Origin of the sequence: Bacteroides sp. CAG:633 (assembly GCF_000435115.1) — a bacterium.
Classification (GTDB): Bacteria; Bacteroidota; Bacteroidia; order Bacteroidales; family Bacteroidaceae; genus Bacteroides; species Bacteroides ndongoniae.
In genome coordinates this window covers 1-1170 of the sequence record NZ_FR882940.1, presented here as the reverse complement: position 1 = coordinate 1170, position 1170 = coordinate 1, and the positions used below count along the sequence as shown (strand labels likewise).

Sequence of the window (1170 nt, the reverse complement as noted above, 5' to 3'; positions counted from 1 at the left end):
TCTCGCCAGACACGATGCCGTAGTAGCGGGTAATTCTCCCGCCGTCAATCATAGAAGTGGTTGTAAGTAACATATCTGTCTCGTCATTTAAAAGTTATTTGCTCTTATTAGACGCAACCGATGGAGGAAAAGTTGCAGGAGGGAGAGAAAAAGATGGAAAAATCAAAGAAAAGGGTCGGACAGATAATATAAACCGCAGAGAATACGGATTTAAATTGCAATCCGTGTCCTCTGCGGCTTTATGGTTCCGATTGACGGCTTTAAATATCAGAACATCCTGCTCACGCGCTCCACACCGGCTACCAGCGCATCGATTTCTTCCTTCGTATTATACAAGGCAAAGGAAGCGCGGACAGTGCCCTCGATGCCCAGCCGTTGCATCAACGGCTGGGCGCAATGATGTCCCGTGCGCACGGCAATGCCAAGACGATCGAGCAGCGTACCCATATCGAAGTGATGGATGTTACCCACAAGGAAGGAGATAACACTGCCCTTTTCGGGAGCTTCGCCGAAGATACGCATGCCGGGTATTTCCTTCAGGCGACGGGTGGCGTACTCGGTCAGTTCGTGCTCGTAGGCAGCGATGCGTTCCATACCGAGGGCAGAAACGTAATCCAGTGCCTTAGCCAAGCCTGTAGTGCCGATGTAGTCGGGCGTACCGGCCTCGAACTTAAAAGGCAGTTCGTTGAACGTGGTGCGCTCGAACGAAACGTGCTGAATCATCTCGCCACCACCCTGATAAGGAGGCAGCTTGTCGAGCCAGTCTTCCTTGCCGTAGAGCACGCCAACGCCTGTGGGACCGTAAATCTTATGTCCGGAGAAAACGTAGAAGTCAGCGTCGAGCGCCTGCACGTCCACCGGCATGTGGGGAATGCTCTGCGCGCCGTCTACCAGCACGGGGACGCCGTGAGCATGGGCCGTGGCTATCATTTCGCGCACAGGGTTCACCGTACCCAGCACATTGCTGACGTGAGCCACACAGACAATCCGGGTACGCGGAGTGAAGAGCCGTTCGTATTCGTCCAGCAGCAGTTCGCCACGGTCGTTCATAGGAATCACACGGAGAACAATGTCCTTACGCATCTGCAGCAGTTGCCAGGGGACAATGTTGCTGTGGTGCTCCATGGTGGAAACAATCACCTCGTCGCCCTCCTTCAGAAAAGCTTCGCC

1 protein-coding gene is annotated in these 1170 nt (G+C 53.8%); it reads right to left on the bottom strand.

Annotated features, from left to right (window positions below; translation table 11 throughout):
• Positions 1-267: 267 nt before the first annotated feature.
• On the bottom strand, positions 268-1170 hold a 903-nt coding region (locus tag QVP67_RS00295), incomplete at its 5' end, for an aminotransferase class V-fold PLP-dependent enzyme (RefSeq protein ID WP_288179732.1).